The organism is Methylobacterium gregans, from assembly GCF_022179245.1.
GTDB lineage: Bacteria > Pseudomonadota > Alphaproteobacteria > Rhizobiales > Beijerinckiaceae > Methylobacterium > Methylobacterium gregans.
Genome location: NZ_BPQM01000096.1, coordinates 1 through 20,226, shown reverse-complemented (window position 1 = coordinate 20,226; position 20,226 = coordinate 1). Strand labels below are relative to the sequence as shown.

Below are 20,226 nucleotides of genomic sequence, written 5' to 3'. Positions count from 1 at the left end.
ACCATGGGCATAATATATCAAACTCCGATTAACAGCAGGATCTATGTTGCAGATGCTCCGTCCAGGCTTTCTAGGACGAGGGAGCCGTTGGTATAAACGCAGATGTCGGCGGCGATCTTCATCGCCTTGCGGACTATAGTCTCCGCATCGTGCTCGCTGTCCTCCAGCGCCCGCGCGGCGGCGAGCGCGAAATTGCCGCCCGAGCCGATCGCCATCACGCCGGTCTCGGGCTCCAGCACGTCGCCGGCCCCCGAGAGGAGCAGGCTGACCTCCTTGTCGGCCACCAGCATCATCGCCTCAAGGCGGCGCAGGTAGCGGTCGGTGCGCCAATCCTTGGTGAGCTCGACGCAGGCGCGGGTGAGCTGGCCGGGATACTGCTCCAGCTTCGCCTCCAGCCGCTCGAACAGCGTGAAGGCGTCGGCGGTCGCGCCCGCGAAGCCGCCGATCACCGCGCCCTTGGCGAGGCGGCGGACCTTGCGGGCATTGCCCTTCACGATGGTCTGGCCGAGGCTGACCTGACCGTCGCCGCCGATGACGACGCGCCCCCCCTTGCGCACCATCAGGATCGTCGTCGCGTGCATCGTGGGAAGGGCGTCGTGCTCGGCCAAGGCTGTCTCCGTCCGGTCCGGGAGTTGCGTCCCGCGCCGCACGTAAGCGCTGACGCGCCCGAATGCCAACGCGGCGCTTGACGGCGGCGGCGATTTGGGTCGGAAGGGCGCGCAACAGCTCACACCCGCACAGGAGCCCCGGCCGATGCCGCCGCTGTCCGAACTGTCGTCCGATGCCCTTACCGATCTGCGCGCCGGCCTAGTGCAAGAGTACGAGGCCCTGAAGGCTCAGGGCCTCAAGCTCGACATGACCCGCGGCAAGCCGGCCTCGGCCCAGCTCGACCTCTCGGCCGAGATGCTGGCGCTGCCGGGCAACCGCGACACCACCGCCGAGGACGGCACCGACGCGCGCAACTACGGCAACCTGCAGGGCCTCGCGGAGACCCGCGCCCTGTTCTCGACCCTGATGGGCGCGCCCGCCGACCAGATCGTCGTCGCCAACAATTCGAGCCTCGCGCTCATGCACGACACGATCGTGTACGCGCTGCTCAAGGGCGTGCCGGGCGGCAAGGGCCCGTGGTCGAAGGAGGAGCCGATCACCTTCCTGTGCCCGGTGCCCGGCTACGACCGCCACTTCGCGCTCTGCGAGGGCTACGGCATCCGCATGATCGCGATCCCGATGACGGGCGCGGGCCCGGACATGGACGCGGTCGAGAAGGCCGTGGCCGATCCGAGCGTCAAGGGCATCTGGTGCGTGCCGAAATACGCCAACCCGAGCGGCGAAACCTACAGCGCCGAGACTGTGCGGCGCCTGGCCTCCATGAAGACGGGCGCCCCCGACTTCCGGATCTTCTGGGACAACGCCTACGCGGTGCACCACCTCAGCGCCGAGCGCCCGGAGCTCGCCAACATCCTCGACGCCTGCGCGGAGGCCGGCAACCCGAACCGGGCCTTCATCTTCGCCTCGACCTCGAAGGTGACGCTGGCCGGCGCCGGCCTCGCGCTCTGGGCCTCCTCGCCCGAGAACGTGCGCTGGTACCTCGCCCAGGCCGGTCGCCGCTCGATCGGCCCGGACAAGCTGAATCAGCTCCGCCACGTCCGCTTCCTGCGCGACGATGCCGGCATCGCCGCGCACATGGAGAAGCACCGGGAGCTGATCGCGCCGAAATTCACCGCTGTCGAGGAGGCCTTCGCGGCCCGGCTCGGCGGCCAGGGCGTGGCGCAGTGGAGCGCGCCGAAGGGCGGCTACTTCATCACCCTCGACGTGCAGGACGGCACCGCGAGCCGCGTCGTGGCGCTCGCCAAGGAGGCCGGCATCGCGCTGACGCCCGCCGGGGCGACGCACCCCTACGGGAAGGACCCGAACGACCGGACGCTGCGCATCGCTCCGACCTTCCCGAGCCTCGCGGATGTGCGCAAGGCCGCCGAGGCCGTGGCGCTCTGCACGCTGCTCGCCGCCGTCGAGGCGCGGCTGGGCTGAAGCCGGCCCGAACCGAACCCTCCCCCTCTGCGGGGGAGGGAGATTGCGCGCACCTACACCACCACCGTCACGGCCTCGGCGGCCCGCGTCAGTCCGGTGTAGAGCCAGCGCGCCCGGTGCTCGCGGAAGGCGAAGGATTCGTCGAACAGCACCACCTTGTCCCACTGCGACCCTTGCGCCTTGTGCACGGTCAGCGCGTAGCCGTAGGTGAACTCGTCGGTCTCGCGGCGGAGGTAGAGCGGGACCTCCTCCTCGCTTCCCGAGATGATCTGGCGCAGCACCTTGATGTCGGTGGCGCGCCGCCTGAGCGCCGGGTCGTCCTCCGGCACCACGTCGAGCCGGACCATGTCGGGGCGCGGCGGGGCGCGCAGGGCCTTCACGGTCCAGGTCGAGCCGTTGAGCAAGCCCTTGGTGCGGTCGTTCCTCAGGCAGACCAGCTTCTCGCCCACCGCCGGCATCGGATCGGTGTGGCCGGCGAGCTCGCGCAGGCGGTTGTTGTAGAGCCGCCGGGTCTTGTTCATCCCGACGAGCACCTGATCGCAGTCGAGCACCTGCTCCGAATCGATGTCGCGCCGGGAGATCACCTGGCTCGCCCCGTAGGAGCCGATCGCCAGGCGTCCGCCCTCCCGCACCGTCATCGCCATGCGGATGATCGGGTCGTCCTCGGCCTGCCGGTGCACGTCGGTGAGCATCACGTCGGGCTCGGCCTCGGTGAAGAAGCCGCCGCCGCGCACCGGCGGCAGCTGGGCCGGGTCGCCCAGCACCAGGACTGGCTTGTCGAGCGAGAGGAGGTCGTTGCCGAGGTCCGAATCGACCATCGAGCACTCGTCGATGACGATGAGGTCGGCCTTGGCGGCGGGTCCCGAGCGGTTCAGCGTGAAGGTCGGCCCGCCTTCCTCCGCTTCCTTGGTACGGTAGATCAGGCTGTGGATCGTGCCGGCATCGTGGCAGCCCTTGGCCCGCATCACGGACGCCGCCTTGCCGGTGAAGGCGCCGAAGACGACCGAGCCCTCGACGTCCTCGGCGATGCGGCGGGCGAGCGTGGTCTTGCCGGTGCCCGCGTAGCCGAACAGGCGGAAGACCTGATCGCCCCCGCCCTTGCGCCAGGCGGAGATGGCCTTCAGCGCCGCCTCCTGCTGCGGCGCGAACCGGGTCGGGACCGAATCCGTCACGGCCAGCGCACGGTGGGGGGCAGGGAGGACAGGATCGAGGCGACGTTGCCGCCGGTCTTCAGGCCGAAGATCGTCCCCCGGTCGTAGAGCAGGTTGAACTCCACGTAGCGCCCACGCCGCACCTGCTGCTCGTGGCGGTCCGCCTCGGTCCAGGGGGTGCCGAGGTTCCGCCGGACGATCTCCGGATAGGCGTCGAGGAAGGCGAGGCCCACGTCCCGCGTGTAGGCGAGGTCGGCCTGGGGATCGCTGGTCCAGTGATAGTCGTAGAAGATGCCGCCGATGCCGCGCGGCTCGTTGCGGTGCTTCAGCCAGAAATACTCGTCGCACCACGCCTTGTAGCGGGCGTAGTCGGCGGCGGGCGCGTGCGCCTCGCAGGCCTGCCGCAGGCGAGCGTGGAAGAGCTGGCTATCCGGATCATCTTGCGTGCGCCGCCGCTCGAGCACGGGGGTGAGGTCGGCGCCCCCGCCGAACCACGCCTTCGTCGTCACGACGAAGCGGGTATTCATGTGCACGGTCGGCACGTGCGGGTTCCAGGGATGGACGATCAGCGAGATGCCGGTGGCGAAGAAGCGCGGGTCCTCCGCCGCGCCCGGCATCTGCGCCCGGAACTCGGGGGCGAACTCGCCGTGCACGGTCGAGACGTGGACGCCCGCCTTCTCGAACACCCGGCCTTTCAGGATCGCCATGGTGCCGCCGCCGCCATGGGCCCCCGTATGGTCGGTGCGCTCCCAAGGCGTCTTCACGAAGGCCTGCGGCTCAACCGGCGCGTCGGCGTGGAAGGGGCCCGCCGCCTCCGCCTCGATCGCCTCCAGCGCGCCGGTGATCCGGTCGCGGAGTGTCGTGAACCACGCGCCGGCCTCGGCCTTCAGGGCGGCGAGGTCGGCCTCGGAGGGGAGGGGATGGGGCATTTCGGGCCGGGTCATGGCCTCAGGCTTTCCCATCCCGCCCCGCGAGCGTCAATGCGCCGGATCAAAGCACCCGCCCGGTCATTCCGGCCGGGCCGCGATCGCCTCGATCTCCACGAGGTAGCCGTGGTTGAGCGCGGGCACCGGCACCACGGTGCGGGCGGGCTTCGCGTCTCCGAAGACCTCGGCGTAGATCCGGTTGAAGTGCGGCCAGTTCTCGACGCCGACGAGGTAAGCGGTGACCCGCAGCACCCGCTCCGGCCCGCAGCCCGCCTGCTTCAGGATGGCGAGCAGGTTGGCGAGCGCCTGCCGCACCTGCGTCTCGAAGGGCTCGTCGGCGGTGTGCGTGCCGTCGGGGCGCGGGCCCAACTGTCCCGAGACGAAGACGAGGTCGCGCCACGCCGTGCCCTGCGCATAGTGCCCGGCGGGCGTCGGCACGGCGGCGGTGGCGACGCGCTCGATCGGATCGGTCATGGTCCTGGGATTCCCTACCAGCCGTTGATGCGGGGCCAGATCTTCGCGACGCGGCCGGCATCGTCGAGAACGTGGTAGCGGTCGTGCTGCGCGCCGGTGGCGCAGGCGTGGTTCGGCAGGATGCGCAGGCGCGCGCCGATCGGCAGATCGGGCAGTTCAGCCCCCGAACCGCGTCGGAGCGCCACGATGCCGTGCTCCTGGTTCGCGTCGGCCACGATCAGGTCCGGGTAGGGCCGCCCCGCGAGGTCGCAGACCGCGCCGTAACCCTGGTCGACCGCTTGGCGCGCCGTACCGCGGTCGCGGGACAGCGCCATCCAGCCGGCATCCGTGATGATCCAGCCCTTCTTCCGCTGGTGCCCGATCACCGTCGCGAGCACGCTCAGCGCGATGTCCTCCGGCTCGACCGCGCCGACGCCGGCCTGGAACAGGTCGCCGAACATGAAGACCCCGGCCCTCACCTCGGTGATGCCGGTGAGATCCCGGGCGAAGCGGGCGGTCGGTGTCGAGCCGACGCTGACCACGGGGCAGGGCAGGCCGGCCGCGCGCAGGATCCCGGCCGCGCTGACCGCGGCGACGCGTTCGGCCTCGGCCGCGTCGGCGAGTGCCTCGGGATCGCTCAGCGCGTAGCTGTGACCCGCGTGGAGCAGCACGCCGCGCAGGCTCGCCGCACCGGCGACGAGCCGGCGCCCGATCGCGACGAGCGTCTCCGCGTCGTCCGGCGCGACGCCGGAGCGGTGTCCGTCCGCATCGACTTCGATCAGGACGGGGAGGGGATCGCCGGTGCGGGCCGCGTGCGCAGCGACCGCCTCGGCCTGTTCGAGAGAGTCGAGGATCACCGCGAGATCGGCGCCGCGCGCCCGCACGGCCGCGACGCGAGCGAGCTTGTCCGGCGCGATGCCCACCCCGTAGATCACGTCGCGCAGGCCGGCCTCGCAGAAGTACTCCGCCTCCCGCAGGGTCGAGACGATGGCGGGCCCCTCCGGCGCCGCCATGGCCAACCGGGCGACATCGCGCGACTTTGCCGTCTTGAGATGGGGGCGGAACGCCACTCCGAGCCCAGCAAGGCGCGCGCGCATCCGCTCGACATTCTCCCGGAGCCGAGCCTCGTCGAGGAGCAGGCAGGGCGTGTCGAGTGCCTCGAGCCCGGTCGCGTCCGCCATATCCGTCTCCGCCGAAGGTCCGCCCCGGATACGCCCTCGTCCACCACGGCGCCAGCCCGGCAGGCGGATCGATCGTGCATGTGCTCGCCCACACGTCGGGTACTTCGGGCCGCACCCATATCCGGTGCGTGCAAGAACAAAGGCCTCCTACATCGCGCGGACACAGCATCCGTACCGCCTTGAGGTCGCAGAACAGAGACCGGATACTTTCGATGACCACCCGTTTCGCCACCGCCACCGTCGCGATTGTCCTGAGCCTCGCCGCTCCGGCCGCGTTCGCACAGGCCGGCAACTGGCCGCACTCGGAGCGCGCAGCGGTGAGCGCCTACGACGACATCACCACGGGCTCGATCGGGATCGCTCGCCCACAGCAGCGCGACGGATGGGGCGCGGTCAGCTCGGCCAAGGCCGGCAACGCGAACCAGCAGAACTTCCCGGTGCAGCAGTACGGCCAGACCTCGGGCGGTCCGGCCTACTGAGCCGGACGGACCGGACCTGACAGACCGGACCTGACAGGGGCGGGGCGCGAGCCCCGCCCTTTTTCATGTTCCCCACGACGCTCGCGGAGCGTGCGACAACGCAACCGGAAGCGGTATCAGCGGCTGTGCTTTGTCCCCGACTGAATTCGAAATGCGGTGGACGCCGGCCGCCGCCGAACGCTAAACCTGCCCGGAAATCACATGGGAGGGATGCGTTTGACACAGGACGTCATCCTGGCGACGACCGGCCTGACAAAGGAGTTCAAGGGATTTCGCGCCGTCAGCGGCGTGAATCTTGAGGTCGTGCGCGGCACGATCCACGCGCTGATCGGCCCGAACGGCGCCGGTAAGACCACCTGCTTCAACCTGCTCACCAAGTTCCTCCAGCCGAGTGCCGGCTCGATCCGCTACAAGGACCGGGACATAACAGGCATGAAGCCGGCCGACGTCGCCCGGCTCGGGCTGGTGCGCTCCTTCCAGATCTCCGCCGTGTTTCCGCACATGAGCGTGCTGGAGAACGTGCGCATCGCCCTCCAGCGCAGGCGGCGCGGCGATTCTTTCGATTTCTGGCGGCCCGAGCGGGTGCTGCGGGCGCTCGACGGCGAGGCGCTCGAGCTCGTCGAGGCGGTCGGGCTGTCGACCTTCGCGGAACATCAGGCGGCGGAGCTCTCGTACGGCCGCAAGCGGGCGCTCGAGATCGCCACCACGCTGGCGCTCGATCCCGAGATGCTGCTCCTCGACGAGCCGATGGCCGGCATGGGTCACGAGGACGTGGACCGGACCGCGGGGCTGATCCGACGGATCGCAAGGGACCGCACGATACTGATGGTGGAGCACAATCTGTCAGTGGTGGCCTCGCTCTCCGACCGCATCACCGTGCTGGCGCGCGGACAGGTGCTCGCCGAGGGCGACTACGCCAGCGTGTCGAAGGACCCCCGCGTGGTCGAGGCGTATATCGGGTCGGGTCATGCCTGAGGCGGCGCGCGCGATGAATCCACCCACCGCCCCGCTCCTGGCGCTGCGCGGCCTGCAGGGCTGGTACGGCGAGAGCCACGTGCTGCACGGCATCGACCTCGACGTGCGCCGGGGCGAGGTGGTGACACTGCTCGGGCGCAACGGCGCGGGCAAGACCACGACGCTCAGGGCCATTATCGGCATCCTCGCCAAGCGCTCGGGCTCGATCACCTATGACGGCGTCGAGACGATCGGGATGCCCTCGCGCTCGATCGCCCGTCTGGGGCTCGGCTACGTGCCGGAGGAGCGCGGCATCTTCGCGAGCCTGACCGTGCAGGAGAACCTGATGCTGCCGCCGAAGGTGAAGCCCGGCGGCATGTCGGTGGCGGAGATCCACGCGCTCTTCCCGAACCTCAAGGAGCGGGCGGGAAGCCAGGGCACCAAGCTCTCGGGCGGCGAGCAGCAGATGCTCGCCATCGGGCGCATCCTGAGGACCGGCGCCAAGCTGATCCTGCTCGATGAGCCGACCGAGGGCCTCGCCCCCGTCATCGTGCAGCAGATCGGCCGTACGATCCTGAAGCTGAAGGCGGACGGCTACACCATCGTGCTCGTGGAGCAGAATTTCCGCTTCGCCCAGACGCTGGCCGATCGCCACTACGTGGTCGAGCAGGGCCGTGTCGTCGACATGATCCCGAATGCCGATCTCGACGCCAATATCGACAAGCTCCACACCTATCTGGGCGTCTGAGCGCCCCGCCCGATCAACACGACACTGGCCGGCCGACCGCCTTGGGCGCGGGACAGCCGAAGCCGATACGAAGGACGAGGACAGATGCTGAGATCCGTTCTGCTCGCGAGCGCGCTCGGCGCCCTGACGATGGGCGGGGCGCTCGCGCAGACCGCCGTCAAGATCGGCGTGCTCGGCGACCGCTCCGGCGTCTACTCCGACATCAGCGGCGAGGGCTCGGTGGTGGCCGCCCGCCTCGCGGTGGAGGATTTCGCCAAGATCGATCCGAGCGTGAAGGTCGAGGTCGTCTCCGCCGACCACCAGAACAAGCCCGATATCGGCGCGGCCATCGCCCGCCAATGGTACGACCGCGACGGCGTCGACGCGATCATGGACGGCGTCACCTCCTCGGTGGCGCTCGCGATCAATCAGGTCACGCGCGAGAAGAACAAGGTCCTGATCGATTCGGGCGCCGGCACCGCCGACCTCACCGGCCCGCAATGCACGCCCAACACCGTGCACTGGGTCTACGACACGGTGGCGCTCGCCAACGGCACCGGCAGCGCCATGGTGAAGCGCGGCGGCGACACGTGGTTCTTCCTCACCGCCGACTACGTCTTCGGCCAGACGCTGCAGCGCGACACGGCGGCGGTCGTCACAAAGAACGGCGGCAAGGTGGTGGGCTCGGTCAAGACGCCGTTCCCGACCGCCGACTTCTCCTCCTTCCTGCTCCAGGCTCAAGGATCCGGCGCCAAGGTGATCGGGCTGGCCAATGCGGGCGGCGACACCATCAACGCGATCAAGCAGGCGGGCGAGTTCGGCATCACCGGCGGCGGCCAGGCGCTCGCGGGCCTCCTCGTCTTCTCCTCGGAGGTGCACGCGCTCGGCACCAAGGTGGCGCAGGGGCTGGTCCTCACCGAGCCGTTCTACTGGGACCTCAACGACGGTACCCGCGCCTTCTCGGAGCGCTTCTCGAAGCAGATGAACGGCAGGAAGCCCACCGCCAACCATGCCGGCGTCTATGCCGGCACGATCCATTACCTGAAGGCGGTGGCGGCCCTGAAGAACGAGGCCAAGGACGGTGCCAAGGCGGTCGCCAAGATGAAGGAGATCCCCACCGACGATCCGCTCTTCGGCAAGGGCACGATCCGCGCGGACGGGCGCAAGATCCACGACATGTACCTGTTCGAGGTGAAGAAGCCCGCCGAGTCGAAGGACGCGTGGGACCTCTACAAGACGCTGGCTACCATCCCCGGCAACGAGGTCTTCCGGCCGCTGGGCGAGGGCGGCTGCCCGCTGGTGAAGGGCTGATCTTCTTCCGCCCCGCCCGCCACCGGGCGGGGCGTCGCACGGATGCGTGAGCCATCATGACGACGATCTTCGGCGTGCCGACCCAGGCCCTGTTCGGCCAGCTCCTGCTGGGGCTGATCAACGGCTCGTTCTACGCGATCCTCTCGCTCGGGCTCGCGATCATCTTCGGGCTTCTGAACATCATCAACTTCGCGCACGGCGCCCTCTACATGATGGGCGCCTTCGTGGCCTGGATGCTGCTCACCTATCTGGGTCTCGGCTACTGGTGGGCGCTGGGGTTGGCGCCGCTGGTGGTGGGCGTGTTCGGCATCCTGCTGGAGCGGCTGCTGATCGCGCGGCTGTACAAGCTCGATCACCTCTACGGGCTACTGCTGACCTTCGGGCTGGCGCTGATCATCCAGGGCCTGTTCCGCAACCAGTACGGTGTCTCGGGGCTGCCCTACGCGATCCCCGCGGAGCTGTCGGGCGGTCAGCGGCTGCCCTTCATGTTCCTGCCCAATTACCGGGCCTGGGTGGTGGTCGCCTCGCTCACCGTGTGCCTGGCCACCTGGCTCGTCATCGAGAAGACGAAGCTCGGCGCCTATCTTCGTGCCGCGACCGAGAACCCCACCCTCGTCCAGGCCTTCGGCGTGAACGTGCCGCTCTTCCTGACGCTGACCTACGGCTTCGGCGTGGCGCTCGCCGGATTCGCGGGCGTGCTCGCGGCGCCGATCTACTCGGTCAACCCGAATATGGGAGCCGACATCATCATCGTGGTCTTCGCCGTGGTGGTGATCGGCGGAATGGGCTCGATCCTGGGCTCGGTGATCACCGGCTTCGGCCTCGGGTTGGTCGAGGGCCTGACCAAGGTGTTCTACCCGGAAGCCTCCGCGACGGTGATCTTCGTCATCATGGTGCTGGTGCTGCTGGTCAAACCCGCCGGCCTGTTCGGCCGCACGGCCTGAGAGCGGTCGAAGGAGTATCCCCATGGCCGATACCGCCGCCCTCGACCCCGCCCCGATCGCGGCCGCCCGGCCCGAGAGCCGTGACGACCGGGCCCTGCACCGCCGCGTCTTCCTCGGCATCGCCCTCGCGCTCGCGCTGGCGCCGCTGGTGCTCTATCCCGTCTTCCTGATGAAGGTGCTGTGCTTCGCGCTGTTCGCGCTCGCCTTCAACCTGCTGCTCGGGTACGGCGGGCTGCTGTCCTTCGGCCACGCCGCCTATTTCGGCATGGCGAGCTACGTCTCGGCCTACGCTGCCAAGACCTGGGGCCTGACGCCCGAACTCGCGATCCTCGCCGGAACGCTGGTGGCGGGTCTGCTCGGCCTCGTCTTCGGCGCGCTCGCGATCCGGCGGCAGGGCATCTACTTCTCGATGATCACGCTCGCGCTCGCGCAGATGGCGTTCTTCTTCTCGCTGCAGGCGCCGTTCACTGGCGGCGAGGACGGCATCCAGGCGGTTCCGCGGGGCAACCTGTTCGGGCTGGTCGGCCTCGCGGACGACCGGGTGCTCTACGCCGTGGTGGCGCTGATCTTCTTCGGCGGCATGCTGCTCATCTACCGCATCATCCACTCGCCCTTCGGGCAGGTGCTGAAGGCGATCCGCGACAACGAGCCCCGCGCGATCTCGCTGGGCTACCGGGTCAACCGCTACAAGCTCGCGGTCTTCGTGCTCTCGGCGACGCTGGCAGGGTTGGCCGGCGCCACCAAGGCGATCGTGTTCCAGCTCGCCTCGCTGACCGACGTGCACTGGTCGATGTCCGGCGAGGTGGTGCTGATGACGCTGGTGGGCGGCATGGGCACGGTGTTCGGGCCGATCGTCGGCGCCCTCGTGATCGTCACGATGGAGACCTATCTGGCCCAGTTCGGCGCCTGGGTCACGGTGATCCAGGGGGCCGTCTTCGTGCTCTGCGTGCTCCTGTTCCGCGAGGGCATCCTCGGGCTCCTGGCCCGCAGACTCGGCCGGCCGCTGTGAGGCCGGCCCAAGCCTGAGCGCCGACGCGCGGACGAAGCGCCCCGCCACCGAACACGGCCGCGACGCGAGAGGCACGCCGGGCGATCGACGAACGCCACGCGACGATCGGGCGCTGACGCCCGTTCAAGACAGTGGGCGGCGGGAGCCGGTCGTTCGCGTTACGCTGGTCCGCACGAAGCGTCCCAAGCCTGCGCATCAGCGACGGCGAGGCCACGCCCCGGCGCCGAAATTTCTCGCCAGCTCGGTCCGCCCAGGGCGCCGGAACAAGCTTCGCCGTGCCGCGTTTGAAGGACGCACAGCTTCCCAACGGTCCCGGCATGCCGCGGATCCGTGGCGCTGCGCGCCGTTTCAGGCAGGTCATGACCCGCGCCTACACTGCCTTCGCGCGCAGCAGAGCCGCATAGGGCTTGTGCAGCTCCAAAATTGATCTCGCAGCGGCCAAGCTATTCTGTAGCGTTCGTGCAACTGTCTTTGCGAGATCTCGGGTCGTTACGCTTCGTTAACCAATCCGCGGCACCCTGGCGACAATTATTCATTCCCAGGTGCCGCCATGAAACGAGCCCCCGCGCTCAGCGTCGACGATCCCGTCCGGGACTGCCCCGTCCCCCCTGAAACCCTCGGCCGGATCGCGCGTGCCGAACCCGAGTCCCTCGACGAGATCGTGGAGGGGATTCCGGAAGCCGTGCGTGCGCGCCTCGCGGTCTATCTCTACGGCCGCAGCCACACCCACGAGCTCGGCATCCGCATCGCCGCCACCTGCGAAGGCACCACGCTGCGGCGCGCGGCGGGCCTCGTCGGCAACATGCTGCACGATCTCTCGCGCCGGCCCTACGCCCCGCCGAGCCACGGTCTGCGCGGCGCGGCGCGGATCAGCCTCGGCGGTCCAGCCACGCGCCGGGCCTGAGGCGCCCTCATCCGGTCGCCCGCGCTTTGACAGCCGTGCGGACGATTCCGTAAGGCGGGCCGGCCCCCGATCCAACCGAAACCGGCCGGGCCGCCGCGCGGACAAGAGCCATGAATGCCCTCATCGTCATCTTCGGTGCCGGTCTGGGCGGCGGCGTCCGCCACGGCATCAACCTCGCGGTCGCGCGCCTCGCGCCGGCGCTGGGCTTTCCCCTCGCCACCCTGCTGATCAACGTCGCGGGCTCGTTCCTGATGGGCGTACTGGCAGCGGCCTTCGCGCTGCGTGGCGAGGCCCCCCAATCCCTGCGCCTGTTCCTGACGACCGGGATCCTGGGCGGCTTCACCACCTTCTCGACCTTCTCCCTCGACGCGATCACCCTTTGGCAGCGCGGCGAGACCGGGGCGGCCGCCTTCTACGTGGCGGCCTCGGTCGGGCTCGGCCTCGCCGGACTGGTGGCGGGCCTGGCCCTCACCCGGGCGCTCCTGCCCGTACCGTGAGGGAGCGCCCGCACGGTTGCGGTAGCAGCCGTGGCTCCGCGCGCCGGGCGGCGCTATAGTCCGTCCCAATGTCCATCTCCGCCCGCCCGGTCCGTCGCCTCGACCCCATCCTCGTCGATCGTATCGCGGCGGGCGAGGTGGTGGAGCGGCCGGCCTCGGCCGTGAAGGAACTGGTCGAGAACGCGATCGATGCGGGTGCCCGGGCGATCGAGGTGACGATCGAGGGCGGCGGGCGCCGTCTGATCCGGGTGGTCGATGACGGGATCGGCATGGGGCCGGAGGATCTGGCGCTGGCGGTCGAGCGCCACGCCACCTCCAAGCTGCCGGACGGCGACCTCTTCCGCATCGACACCCTTGGCTTCCGCGGCGAGGCGCTGCCCTCGATCGGAGCGGTCTCGCGGCTTACGCTCACCTCCCGTACGGCGCAGGCCGAGCAGGGCGCGACCCTGACGGTCGATGCCGGCCGAAAGGGCGAGGTGAGGCCCGCCCCCGCCCAGCGCGGCACCCGGATCGAGGTCAGCGAGCTGTTCGCCGCGACCCCGGCCCGGCTCAAGTTCCTCAAATCCGACCGGGCCGAGACGGCGGCCGTCTCCGAGATCGTGCGGCGCCTCGCGGTAGCCAAGCCGCGAATCCGCTTCACCCTGCGCAGCGAGAGCGGCACGCCCCTGGTCCTGCCGGCCGAGGAGGGGGACGGCCCGGCAGCGTCCCTGCGCCGGCTCGCGGGCGTGCTCGGGGCCGAGTTTGCCCCGAATGCGCTGCCCGTCGACCTCGCCCGCGAGGGTTTCGCCATCAGCGGGCATGTCGGGCTGCCGACCTTCCACCGGGGTGCGGCCAACCACATCCACCTCGTGGTCAACGGCCGGCCCGTGCGCGACCGGCTGCTCCTCGGCGCCATCCGAGGCGCCTACGCCGACACGATGAGTTCCGACCGGCACCCGGTGCTCGGCCTCGTCATCGCCTGCGATCCGGCGCTCGTCGACGTCAACGTGCACCCAGCCAAGACCGAGGTGCGCTTCCGCGATCCCGGCCTCGTCCGGGCGCTCGTGATCAGCGCGATCCACGAGGCGCTTCGTCGCGCCGGTGCCCGGACGGCGACGACGGGCGCTACCCGCGCACTGGAAGCCCTGCGGACGGTACCGGTGCAGCCAGGACCCGCTCTGAGTCGCTACAGCGGGGAGAGCGCGCCGAGCCTGTTTCAAACGACGCGCGCGGCCGGTCCCGTGCGGGCACCTTCCTTCGCCGCCCCACCGGGCTTCGCGGGCCTGAACAGGCCACCCCCGCCGGGCGGCTTCGGCGAGGCGGCCCAGGCCCTGCTGGAGCCGGAGCCGCGCCCGGCGCATCCGGCCGGCCCGACCGGAGCGCCCGATCCGGACTTCGCGCGCCCGATCGCATCCGAGTTGCCGCCAGAGGCCGCTGCCTTCCTACCGGATCCGGAGGGCGAAGGCGCCCTCGATTTCCCGCTCGGCGCCGCCCGGGCACAGTTGCACGAGACCTACATCATCGCCCAGACCCGCACCGGTATGGTCATCGTCGACCAGCACGCGGCGCACGAGCGGCTGGTCTACGAGCGTCTGAAGCGCGAACGCGCGGCCGGCGGCATCGCGCGCCAGGGCCTGCTGATCCCCGAGGTGGTCGAGCTCGGGCCCGACGAGGCTGCGCGCATCGTCGCCGCGGCGGGGGACCTGGAGCGGCTCGGCCTGTCGATCGAGGCGTTCGGTCCCGGCGCGATCCTGGTGAGGGAGATGCCGGCGATCCTGCAGGGCGCTGCCCTGCGGGCGCTCGTCGCGGACATCCTCGACGCCCTGGCAGCGGGCGGCGACGAGGAGGGGGGTGCCGCCGCCGCCGAGACCGGCCCGCTCGGACGCCGCCTCGACGCGATCCTCTCGCGCATGAGCTGCCACGGCTCGATCCGGGCCGGGCGCCGCCTACGCCCGCAGGAGATGAACGCGCTCCTGCGCGAGATGGAGGCGACAGAGAATGCAGGCCAGTGCAATCACGGCCGGCCGACCTCCGTCGCCCTGGCACTCCACGACATCGAGCGCCTGTTCGGCCGGCGCTGATAGCACGAGACGTCTACGGCAAGCGCGACTGCAACACCGGGACTACCCCGGGATTTCGGCTGACGAGCCTCACTCGCGCAGGCGCAGCCCTGAACATTTTTTGTTCACACAGGAGCAACGAGGTTGATATAGATCAACGCCGTCGTGGCGAGGTACCTGAGTGCCTCGCCAGACATACGGCAGCCCGGATCGAGAGTGGCCTTCCGTACTTCGCTCAACTCAAGGTCGTCGAGCCATCATGCCTAAAACCGCTACGCCTTCGGCGAAGCCGAAACAGACCACGGAGACCGATCACAGCATCGGCAACCGCATCGCTCTCCTGCGCTCGGCGAGCGGCATCAGCCAGACCATGCTGGCCGACGCGCTCGGCATCAGCTTCCAGCAGGTGCAAAAGTACGAGGCCGGGAAGAATCGGATCGGCGCCGGCCGCCTGCGCGCCATAGCGGATCGGCTCGGCGTGCCGGTCTCCGTCTTCTTCGCGGAGGATCCCGGCTCCGAGGCGCCCGTCAGCGGTCTCGACATGCTGCAGGAGAGCGGCGCGCTCTCGCTCCTGCAGGCCTACGAGACGATCTCGGACGAGGATATGCGCCGCGAGATCCTGAACCTCGTCAAGGCCGCCGCGCGCATCAGCCAGCGCACCCGCCTCACAGACGACGGGCTCTGACCGGCCCGGGTCAGCCCCGCCGCCCCGCGAAGAAATCCCGCAGCAGTTGCGCGGCCTCGCGTTCCCGGAAGCCGCCATAGACATCCGGGGCATGGTGGCAGGTCGGCTGGTCGAACACGCGCGGCCCGTTCTCGACGCCGCCCCCCTTCGCGTCGGCAGCCCCGAAATACAGGCGCCGGATCCGCGCGAAGCTGATCGCCCCGGCACACATCGGGCACGGCTCCAGGGTCACGTAGAGATCGCAACCGGTCAGCCGCTCGTTGCCCACCGCGGCGCAGGCGGCACGGATCGCAAGGATCTCCGCGTGTGCCGTCGGGTCGCGAAGTGCCCGCGGCTGGTTGTGGGCGACCGCCAGCACCGCGCCGTCGCGCATCACGACCGCTCCGACCGGGACCTCGCCGGCCTCCGCGGCCCGCCGCGCCGCAGCGAAGGCGAGATCGAGCGGATCGATCCGCCCGAGGACCGGGATCGGTGCCGCCACCCCGCCGCTCCTAGCTGTGCACAGGGTGCGCCGCTGGTGCGGCGGGCCGGGCTGATCCGTGGAACACTTCGCCGAAGCTCACCGTTCTGTCCCCGAAGCGGCCAAGCCGCAGCAGAGATATTCGCGAGGACAATGCCATGAGCAGCACCACCGACAAGATCAAGGGTGCCGTCAACGAGGCCGTCGGCAATGCCAAGCAGGGCATCGGCAACCTCACCGACAATGACCGGCTGAAGGCGGAGGGCAAGGCGCAGGAGTTGAAGGGCACGACCCAGCGCGGCGTCGGCGAGGCCAAGGACACCGTGAAGGACGCCGTGGGCGGCAAGCTCTGAGATCGCCGCCGCGCGCAGTCACGACATAACGCAGAACGAAAACGCACCGGAGATTACCATGATCGGTTGGGCCGTAACATTCCTCGTCATCGCCCTCGTCGCGGCGCTCCTCGGCTTTGGCGGCATTGCCGGCACCGCCATGGAGGCGGCCAAGATCGTGTTCTTCGTCGCGATCGCCCTGTTCCTCATCTCGGCCGTGTTCGGCGTGATCCGCGGCCGCGCGCCGAGGCTCTGAACCCGATCGAACCTGAACGAACGTTATGAAGAGGCGGCCCGCCCGGGCCGCCTCTTCGCGTTTCCAGAACCGTTTGGACGTCGAGCCCGCTCCGCGCTATCACGCCGGCATGACGCTCCAGACGTGGTGGCTCTTCCTCGGCGCGGTCTTCCTGCTCTCGGGGACGCCCGGCCCGAACATGCTGCACGTGATGACCCGCAGCGCTCGCTACGGTCTGGGGCCGAGCGTCTTCGCGATGGCGGGCTGCCTGTCCGGCCTCGTGCTGGTGCTGATCGCGGCCGCCGCCGGTCTCGGCGCCGTGCTCGCCGCTTCGCCGCTGCTCTTCGAGATCCTGCGTTACGCGGGCGTGGCCTATCTTGCCTGGGCCGGGATCCGGGCTTGGCAGGGCGGGGGCACGGCCGCCGATCCAGCCACAGGTCTCGTGCGCGCGCCCTCAGCCGTCGGTCTGTTCCGCGGCGGCTTCCTGATCGGGGTGAGCAACCCGAAGCTCCTGATGTTCGTGGCGGCTTTCCTGCCGCAATTCATCGATCCGGCCCACGCCCAGTCGCCGCAATTCCTCGTTCTGATCCTCACCTTCGCGGCGGCGGAAGCGTTCTGGTACGCGGTCTACGGCATTGGCGGTCGCCGGATCGCCAGGCTGCTGGTCCGCCCCGGCGCACGGCGCCTGTTCGACCGGGCCACAGGGGCGATCTTCCTCGGCTTCGGTGCGGCGCTTCTCGGCGGTCACCGGTGAGCCGCGCCCGCGCCCTGGCCGAACCCCCGCCCGGCGCGCCTGCGGAGACCGCCCCCGCGCTGCCCGACGCCGACATCGCGTCCCGGCTGCACGCCTTCCGCAGCCTCGGCGGCAATTGCGAGTTCGGATTCGTGCAGCGCTACGGCGGCGCCGAGCCCTCGGGGCTGCTGCGCTTCTCCTACACGCCGCTCGCCGACCTCATCCACGCCCTCGACAGCGATTTCACGGCCTTCGGCGCACCGGACGACCTGCACCTCGCCGAGGCCGAGAGCGGCACCTACTACTGCGCGAGCCGCCGCTACGGAATCTGGTCGAACACCGCGCAGGCCGTCGGGCAAGTCGATCCGGCGGCTCTGCTGGAGCGGGAATACGGCCGCATCGCCCATCTCAAGCGGCGGATGCTTGCGGAGCTTCGCCAGGGCGCGAAGATCCTTGTGCGCAAGGTCGGCCCCGAGGAGGACGCGGCCGACCTCGACCGGCTCGTCCGGGCGATCCGACGCCACGGTCCCTCGACGCTGCTGCGCGTTGCCGCCGCCGGTCCGGACTGGAGGCCCGAGCCGGCGCGATGGGTCGCGGACGGGGTGATGGAGGGCCACGTCCGACGCTTCGCCCCCCAGGAGGTCGCCTGGGACGTGGATCTCGAACCCTGGCTCCTCCTCTGCGACAGTGCGGAGCGGCTGCACCGCGGCCTACCCCATGACCCCGGCCTGCCGCCCGCACGGCCGGTCCGCACGGTGCGGGGCCCGAAGCCGCGGCTCCACGCGACGCGGGGGCCGGACGGGATCTCGTCGTTCCGGCAGGCTCTCGACGCGCGCGGCCTTGCCCGCGGGCCGATCCACACCGTCTCGGCCTGGATCTGGCTGCCCGCGGACTTCGCCGGCACGCAGGTCTTCGCCGCGCTCGACTACGAGCGCCTCGCCTGGGCCGAGGCCGACACGGCCCGGCGGGAATGCTGGCAGCGTGTCTGGGTCTCGGCGCGAATCCGGGAAGATCGCGACGGCATCCGGATCGGCCTCGTCGCGCGGGCGCCGCGAGGCCAGCTTTTCTGGTCGGCGGGCTGGCGCCTCGCCGAGGGGCCGCTCCCGCCTCCGGAGCCGGCGCCCGCGCACCCACCGCCCGCGGGGCTCGGCGCCTGGCTGGCGCGCCTGCGCCGGTAGCGGCCGCGCGGAGCTGATCTGACGTCTCGCGCGACCGGCCGGCCTCTGTTATGGGCTTGGCGCATGAGCGACAATTCATCCGAGAGCGGCCGCGACGAGCGGGCCGACGACCCGTCAGCGCAGGTCTGGACACCCGCGACCGACGCCAACACCGAGAAGCCCGATCCCGAGCGGCGGCCCAAGGCCCGAGATCAACGGGCCGAGCGTGCGGGCGGCGACGCTCCGCTGCGCCGCCGCGCGCCCGAGGGCGCCGCGAAGCCGTCGGCGCCGAGCGAGGCCGCCGAGGAAAGCGCCTTCGAGGGCGAGCGCATCGCCAAGGCAATGGCACGCGCCGGCATCGCATCGCGCCGGGACGCCGAAGCGATGATCGCCGCGGGTCGGGTCAGCCTCAACGGGCAGGTCCTCGACTCGCCGGCCGTCAACGTCACGGAGGCCGACCGCATCCTCGTCGACGGCGAGCCGCTGCCGGAGCGGGAGCGCACCCGGCTGTGGATCTTCCACAAGCCGCGCGGCCTCGTCACCACGGCGCGCGACCCTGAGGGGCGCACGACCGTGTTCGAGGCGCTGCCCGAGGACATGCCCCGCGTCGTCGCGGTGGGCCGGCTCGACATCAACACCGAGGGTCTGCTGCTGCTGACGAACGACGGCGGCCTCGCCAAGGTGATCGCACACCCGGATACGGGCTGGCTGCGCCGTTACCGCGTGCGCGCCCACGGCGACACCGATCAGGCCCAACTCGACCGCCTGCGCAAGGGCGTGACCATCGACGGCATGGAGTACGGCCCCATCGAGGCGACGCTCGATCGGGTCCAGGGCGACAACCTCTGGATCACCATGGGCCTGCGCGAGGGCAAAAACCGCGAGGTCAAGCGCATCCTCGAGCATCTGGGTCTCCAGGTGAACCGGCTGATCCGGCTCTCCTTCGGCCCCTTCCAGCTCGGCGACCTCGAGGTGGGGCTCACCGAGGAGATCCGCACCAAGGTTCTGAAAGAGCAGCTCGGCAAGACGCTGGCCGAACAGGCCGGCGTCGATTTCGAGAGCCCGGTGCGCGAGCCGATCGCGCCCTTCGGGTCGCCGAAGCAGAAGGAGACGGCCCGACAGGAACCGGGCCGCCCGGAGGGCCGGACCGAGCGCGCCGAGAGGGGCGAGCGCGGCGAGCGGCCCTCCCGCAACGGCGGCGAGCGTTCGGCGCGTCCGGCAGCGCCCGAGCGGGTGCCGACCGGCGGCATGGGCCCAGGTCCCCGCCGCTCTGTCTGGCGGGCCGACGAGGGCGAGACCCAGCGGCCCGGCCGGCCGCCCCGCCGCGGCGCGGATCCGAAGATCGAGCGCGCGGCCGCCGCGGAGCGCGGACGGGAACGCGTCGGCGCGATCAAGAGCGGCGAGCGGCGCGTGCTGGTCGAGCGCCTCGGGCCGAGCCCGCAGGAGCCGGCCGCGGAGCCCCCGAAGCGGCGCGGCCGCTACGCCAAGGCGGACGATGGGGGTGCGCCCCGCGGCGAGGCGCGTCCGCAGCGCTACCCGCGCGACGAGGCCCGCAGCGAGCGGGCGCCGCGGCCCGACCGCGCTCCGCGCCCGGACCGGGCAGCACGGACCGATCGTCCGGCCCGCGCCGAGCGTGCGCCCTGGGATGGTGCGGACGGGGCGCGAGCGCCGCGCCGGGAAGGCCGGCCCGCGACGGGTGATCGCCCGCAGGGCCGCAGCTTCGAGGAGCGCGGCGCGGCGGGACGGCCCGCTGGCAAGTTCGGCGGAAAGCCGGGAGCCAAGTTCGGCGGCGAAAGGTTCGGCGGCGAGAAGTCCGGCGGCTTCAAGGCTGGCGGCAGGCCCGGCGGCAGGCCAAGCGGCAACCCCGGGGCCAAGCCCGGCGGGTTCGGCGGCCGCGGCGAGGGGGGCGCACGGCCCAGCGGCTTCAAGGCCGGCGGCAAGCCCGGCGGTGGGCGTCCGGGCGGCGCGGGCGGCAGGCCGGGCGGCGGCGCCGGCGGGCGGCCGGGCGGCAGGCCGCCGCG

General features: G+C 70.8%; 22 protein-coding genes. 16 read left to right on the top strand and 6 right to left on the bottom strand.

Features of this window, described 5'->3' with window-relative positions; translation table 11 throughout:
• Positions 1–41: 41 nt before the first annotated feature.
• Complete coding sequence (gene hslV / locus MFF54_RS18650; RefSeq protein ID WP_370880174.1) at positions 42–581, bottom strand: ATP-dependent protease subunit HslV; 540 nt, start codon at positions 579–581, stop codon at positions 42–44.
• 172 nt (positions 582–753) lie between these two features.
• Here hslV and MFF54_RS18645 point away from each other — a divergent pair, with 172 nt between their 5' ends.
• Positions 754–2,028, top strand: a complete 1,275-nt coding sequence (locus tag MFF54_RS18645) for an aspartate aminotransferase type Ic (protein ID WP_238304316.1) — start codon at positions 754–756, stop codon at positions 2,026–2,028.
• A gap of 53 nt (positions 2,029–2,081) precedes the next feature.
• Here MFF54_RS18645 and MFF54_RS18640 read toward each other — a convergent pair whose 3' ends face one another.
• From MFF54_RS18640 to MFF54_RS18625, 4 genes are all read right to left on the bottom strand, one after another.
• Complete coding sequence (locus MFF54_RS18640; protein WP_238304315.1) at positions 2,082–3,200, bottom strand: ATP-dependent DNA helicase; 1,119 nt, start codon at positions 3,198–3,200, stop codon at positions 2,082–2,084.
• Positions 3,197–4,123, bottom strand: coding sequence for an oxygen-dependent coproporphyrinogen oxidase (gene hemF / locus MFF54_RS18635; RefSeq protein WP_238304314.1), 927 nt, complete (start codon positions 4,121–4,123; stop codon positions 3,197–3,199). Before hemF ends, MFF54_RS18640 begins: the two co-directional genes overlap by 4 nt.
• A 63-nt stretch (positions 4,124–4,186) precedes the next feature.
• On the bottom strand, positions 4,187–4,579 hold the full coding sequence (locus tag MFF54_RS18630) for a RidA family protein (protein ID WP_238304313.1): 393 nt from the start codon (positions 4,577–4,579) through the stop codon (positions 4,187–4,189).
• A 14-nt stretch (positions 4,580–4,593) separates the two neighbouring features.
• Entirely contained in the window at positions 4,594–5,739 is a 1,146-nt protein-coding gene (locus MFF54_RS18625; protein ID WP_238304312.1) for a DSD1 family PLP-dependent enzyme, read from the bottom strand.
• 212 nt (positions 5,740–5,951) lie between these two features.
• On the opposite strand from MFF54_RS18625, the gene MFF54_RS18620 reads away from it, so the two are divergent.
• The 10 genes from MFF54_RS18620 to MFF54_RS18575 all read left to right on the top strand — a co-directional run bounded on the left by MFF54_RS18620 (position 5,952) and on the right by MFF54_RS18575 (position 15,288).
• Positions 5,952–6,218: a hypothetical protein gene (locus MFF54_RS18620; RefSeq protein WP_238304311.1), complete on the top strand. Its 267-nt coding sequence runs from the start codon at positions 5,952–5,954 to the stop codon at positions 6,216–6,218.
• A 210-nt stretch (positions 6,219–6,428) separates the two neighbouring features.
• Positions 6,429–7,193 (top strand): ABC transporter ATP-binding protein, encoded by a 765-nt coding sequence (locus MFF54_RS18615; RefSeq protein ID WP_370880170.1) that lies wholly within the window; start codon positions 6,429–6,431, stop codon positions 7,191–7,193.
• Complete coding sequence (locus MFF54_RS18610) at positions 7,186–7,920, top strand: ABC transporter ATP-binding protein (protein WP_238304309.1); 735 nt, start codon at positions 7,186–7,188, stop codon at positions 7,918–7,920. The genes MFF54_RS18615 and MFF54_RS18610 overlap by 8 nt, the downstream gene beginning before the upstream one ends.
• Before the next feature lie 84 nt (positions 7,921–8,004).
• Entirely contained in the window at positions 8,005–9,210 is a 1,206-nt protein-coding gene (locus tag MFF54_RS18605) for an ABC transporter substrate-binding protein (RefSeq protein ID WP_238304308.1), read from the top strand.
• A 56-nt stretch (positions 9,211–9,266) separates the two neighbouring features.
• Positions 9,267–10,154 carry a branched-chain amino acid ABC transporter permease gene (locus tag MFF54_RS18600; protein ID WP_238304307.1) on the top strand — a complete coding sequence of 296 codons (888 nt, stop codon included), beginning with the start codon at positions 9,267–9,269 and terminating at the stop codon, positions 10,152–10,154.
• Positions 10,155–10,176: 22 nt separating this feature from the next.
• On the top strand, positions 10,177–11,163 hold the full coding sequence (locus tag MFF54_RS18595; protein ID WP_238304306.1) for a branched-chain amino acid ABC transporter permease: 987 nt from the start codon (positions 10,177–10,179) through the stop codon (positions 11,161–11,163).
• Positions 11,164–11,713: 550 nt separating this feature from the next.
• Positions 11,714–12,067 carry a hypothetical protein gene (locus MFF54_RS18590; RefSeq protein WP_238304305.1) on the top strand — a complete coding sequence of 118 codons (354 nt, stop codon included), beginning with the start codon at positions 11,714–11,716 and terminating at the stop codon, positions 12,065–12,067.
• Between the two features lie 110 nt (positions 12,068–12,177).
• Positions 12,178–12,564 carry a fluoride efflux transporter CrcB gene (crcB, locus tag MFF54_RS18585; protein WP_238304304.1) on the top strand — a complete coding sequence of 129 codons (387 nt, stop codon included), beginning with the start codon at positions 12,178–12,180 and terminating at the stop codon, positions 12,562–12,564.
• Between the two features lie 68 nt (positions 12,565–12,632).
• Positions 12,633–14,624, top strand: coding sequence for a DNA mismatch repair endonuclease MutL (gene mutL / locus MFF54_RS18580; protein WP_238304303.1), 1,992 nt, complete (start codon positions 12,633–12,635; stop codon positions 14,622–14,624).
• A gap of 238 nt (positions 14,625–14,862) precedes the next feature.
• The gene (locus MFF54_RS18575; RefSeq protein ID WP_238304302.1) at positions 14,863–15,288 is read left to right on the top strand and encodes a helix-turn-helix domain-containing protein; all 426 of its coding nucleotides are present in this window, start codon (positions 14,863–14,865) and stop codon (positions 15,286–15,288) included.
• A 10-nt stretch (positions 15,289–15,298) separates the two neighbouring features.
• On the opposite strand, the gene MFF54_RS18570 is transcribed toward MFF54_RS18575, so the two are convergent.
• Positions 15,299–15,769: a nucleoside deaminase gene (locus MFF54_RS18570; protein WP_238304301.1), complete on the bottom strand. Its 471-nt coding sequence runs from the start codon at positions 15,767–15,769 to the stop codon at positions 15,299–15,301.
• A 137-nt stretch (positions 15,770–15,906) separates the two neighbouring features.
• Between MFF54_RS18570 and MFF54_RS18565 the strand changes: the two genes are divergently transcribed.
• From MFF54_RS18565 to MFF54_RS18545, 5 genes are all read left to right on the top strand, one after another.
• On the top strand, positions 15,907–16,101 hold the full coding sequence (locus tag MFF54_RS18565; RefSeq protein WP_238304300.1) for a CsbD family protein: 195 nt from the start codon (positions 15,907–15,909) through the stop codon (positions 16,099–16,101).
• Positions 16,102–16,159: 58 nt separating this feature from the next.
• Complete coding sequence (locus MFF54_RS18560; RefSeq protein ID WP_109951603.1) at positions 16,160–16,336, top strand: DUF1328 domain-containing protein; 177 nt, start codon at positions 16,160–16,162, stop codon at positions 16,334–16,336.
• Positions 16,337–16,409: 73 nt separating this feature from the next.
• On the top strand, positions 16,410–17,069 hold the full coding sequence (locus tag MFF54_RS18555; protein ID WP_238304299.1) for a LysE family translocator: 660 nt from the start codon (positions 16,410–16,412) through the stop codon (positions 17,067–17,069).
• Entirely contained in the window at positions 17,066–18,226 is a 1,161-nt protein-coding gene (locus MFF54_RS18550; protein WP_238304298.1) for a hypothetical protein, read from the top strand. The genes MFF54_RS18555 and MFF54_RS18550 overlap by 4 nt, the downstream gene beginning before the upstream one ends.
• 63 nt (positions 18,227–18,289) lie before the next feature.
• A partial coding sequence (locus tag MFF54_RS18545) for a pseudouridine synthase (protein WP_238304297.1) occupies positions 18,290–20,226 on the top strand: 1,937 nt, incomplete at its 3' end.

Coding starts and splice junctions, on each gene's coding strand:
- MFF54_RS18600 (WP_238304307.1), top strand. CDS start 9,267: ATGACGACGATCTTCGGCGTGCCGACCCAGGCCCTGTTCGGCCAGCTC.
- MFF54_RS18645 (WP_238304316.1), top strand. CDS start 754: ATGCCGCCGCTGTCCGAACTGTCGTCCGATGCCCTTACCGATCTGCGC.
- MFF54_RS18625 (WP_238304312.1), bottom strand. CDS start 5,739: ATGGCGGACGCGACCGGGCTCGAGGCACTCGACACGCCCTGCCTGCTC.
- hslV (WP_370880174.1), bottom strand. CDS start 581: ATGCACGCGACGACGATCCTGATGGTGCGCAAGGGGGGGCGCGTCGTC.
- hemF (WP_238304314.1), bottom strand. CDS start 4,123: ATGACCCGGCCCGAAATGCCCCATCCCCTCCCCTCCGAGGCCGACCTC.
- MFF54_RS18575 (WP_238304302.1), top strand. CDS start 14,863: ATGCCTAAAACCGCTACGCCTTCGGCGAAGCCGAAACAGACCACGGAG.
- MFF54_RS18620 (WP_238304311.1), top strand. CDS start 5,952: ATGACCACCCGTTTCGCCACCGCCACCGTCGCGATTGTCCTGAGCCTC.
- MFF54_RS18565 (WP_238304300.1), top strand. CDS start 15,907: ATGAGCAGCACCACCGACAAGATCAAGGGTGCCGTCAACGAGGCCGTC.
- MFF54_RS18610 (WP_238304309.1), top strand. CDS start 7,186: ATGCCTGAGGCGGCGCGCGCGATGAATCCACCCACCGCCCCGCTCCTG.
- MFF54_RS18615 (WP_370880170.1), top strand. CDS start 6,429: ATGCGTTTGACACAGGACGTCATCCTGGCGACGACCGGCCTGACAAAG.
- MFF54_RS18590 (WP_238304305.1), top strand. CDS start 11,714: ATGAAACGAGCCCCCGCGCTCAGCGTCGACGATCCCGTCCGGGACTGC.
- mutL (WP_238304303.1), top strand. CDS start 12,633: ATGTCCATCTCCGCCCGCCCGGTCCGTCGCCTCGACCCCATCCTCGTC.
- crcB (WP_238304304.1), top strand. CDS start 12,178: ATGAATGCCCTCATCGTCATCTTCGGTGCCGGTCTGGGCGGCGGCGTC.
- MFF54_RS18605 (WP_238304308.1), top strand. CDS start 8,005: ATGCTGAGATCCGTTCTGCTCGCGAGCGCGCTCGGCGCCCTGACGATG.
- MFF54_RS18630 (WP_238304313.1), bottom strand. CDS start 4,579: ATGACCGATCCGATCGAGCGCGTCGCCACCGCCGCCGTGCCGACGCCC.
- MFF54_RS18560 (WP_109951603.1), top strand. CDS start 16,160: ATGATCGGTTGGGCCGTAACATTCCTCGTCATCGCCCTCGTCGCGGCG.
- MFF54_RS18595 (WP_238304306.1), top strand. CDS start 10,177: ATGGCCGATACCGCCGCCCTCGACCCCGCCCCGATCGCGGCCGCCCGG.